Here is a 2,266-nt window from a genome sequence, read left to right on the forward strand (position 1 = left end):
CGCCCGCGATGGATAGGGACCGAACTGTCTCACGACGTTCTGAACCCAGCTCACGTACCACTTTAATGGGCGAACAGCCCAACCCTTGGGACCTACTTCAGCCCCAGGATGTGATGAGCCGACATCGAGGTGCCAAACCTCCCCGTCGATATGGACTCTTGGGAGAGATTAGCCTGTTATCCCCAGGGTAGCTTTTATCCGTTGAGCGATGGCCCTTCCACTCGGTACCACCGGATCACTAAGCCCTACTTTCGTACCTGCTCGACCTGTCCGTCTCGCAGTCAAGCTCCCTTCTGCCTTTACACTCTTCGCGCGATTTCTTGCCGCGCTGAGGGAACCTTTGGGCGCCTCCGTTACTCTTTCGGAGGCGACCGCCCCAGTCAAACTGCCCGCCTGACACTGTCTTGATGTTTGTTATTCATTCAGTTAGATTTTCAGTAAATAAAGGGTGGTATCCCAACATTGACTCCTACGATACTGGCGTACCATATTCTCAGTCTCCCACCTATCCTGTACATTATTTACCAAAAACCAATGTCAGGTTGCAGTAAAGCTCCATGGGGTCTTTCTGTCCAGTCGCGGGTAACCTGCATCTTCACAGGTATTTCAATTTCACCGGGTCCCTCGTTGAGACAGTGCCCAAGTCGTTACACCTTTCGTGCGGGTCGGAACTTACCCGACAAGGAATTTCGCTACCTTAGGACCGTTATAGTTACGGCCGCCGTTTACTGGGGCTTCAATTCAGATCTTCGAATTACTTCTAAACCCTCCTCTTAACCTTCCAGCACCGGGCAGGTGTCAGCACATATACTTCAGATTTCTCTTTCGCATGCACCTGTGTTTGTGGTAAACAGTCGCTTGGGCCTCTCTTCTGTCGCCTTCTTCAGCTCCACTAGCTTGTAGTTTCACCAAAAATGGCTATCCTTTTCCCGAAGTTACGGATACATTTTGCCGAGTTCCTTAACGAGGGTTTTCCCGCGCACCTTAGGATTCTCTCCCCGCCTACCTGTGTCGGTTTGCGGTACGGGCACCTTTAATCTCACTAGAAGCTTTTCTTGGCAGCGTGGTCCAGTTAAATTCAATGTAATTGCTTACATCTTTCCGTCACTTCTCAGGCTTTTAAGATGCGGATTTGCCTACATCTCACCCTACCAGCTTAGACAGGCGTTTCCATCTGCCCGCTTAACCTTCCTTCTGCGTCACTCCATTGCTCAAACAATTATCGGTGGTACAGGAATCTTTACCTGTTGTCCATCGCCTACGCTCTTTGCCTCGGCTTAGGTCCCGACTTACCCTGAGTCGACGATCGTTGCTCAGGAAACCTTAGGCTTTCGGTGGGAAGGATTCTTACCTTCCTTTTCGCTACTCATACCGGCATTCTCACTTCTATACTCTCCAGCACTCCTTTCGGTATACCTTCGTCGTGTATAGAACGCTCCCCTACCCAACATACATTAGTATGCTGACGCGACTTCGGTTCTGTGCTTTAGCCCCGGACATTTTCGGCGCAAAGCCTCTCGACCAGTGAGCTATTACGCACTCTTTAAATGGTGGCTGCTTCTGAGCCAACATCCTGGTTGTTTGTGAAGCTTTACATCCTTTGCCACTTAGCACAGCATTGGGGACCTTAGTCGGCGTTCTGGGCTGTTTCCCTTTTGACTACGGGTCTTATCACTCGCAGTCTGACTCCCAAGTACAAGTATAGCCATTCGCAGTTTGACTGGGTTCGGTAAGCTTTACGCCCCCTAGCCCGATCAGAGCTCTACCGTCTATACTTTTTACCTTGAGGCTAGCCCTAAAGCTATTTCGGGGAGAACCAGCTATCTCCGCGTTCGATTGGCATTTCACCCCTATCCACAACTCATCCCAAAACTTTTCAACGTTCACGGGTTCGGTCCTCCACTCAATTTTACCTGAGCTTCAACCTGGTCATGGATAGATCACTGCGGTTTCGGGTCTACAATATCTAACTTTCGCCCTATTAAGACTCGCTTTCGCTTCGGCTCCGTGTTTTCCACTTAACCTCGCTAGATACTGTAACTCGCCGGTTCATTCTTCAATAGGCACGCTGTCGCACATTTATAGTGCTTCAACTGCTTGTAGACATACGGTTTCAGGTTCTTTTCACTCCCCTCCCGGGGTTCTTTTCACCTTTCCCTCACGGTACTATTCGCTATCGGTCGCCAAGGAGTATTTTGCCTTGGAGGGTGGTCCCCCCTGCTTCCCACAAGGTTCCTCGTGTCTCGTGGTACTCTGGATTCTGACC

General features: G+C 50.3%; 1 rRNA gene. It reads right to left on the reverse strand.

Annotated elements, in window-relative coordinates:
- Positions 1-2,266 (reverse strand): 23S ribosomal RNA (locus ACWZFG_RS04640); the annotation flags it as partial.

It is taken from the genome of Anaerosinus sp. (assembly GCF_965318445.1).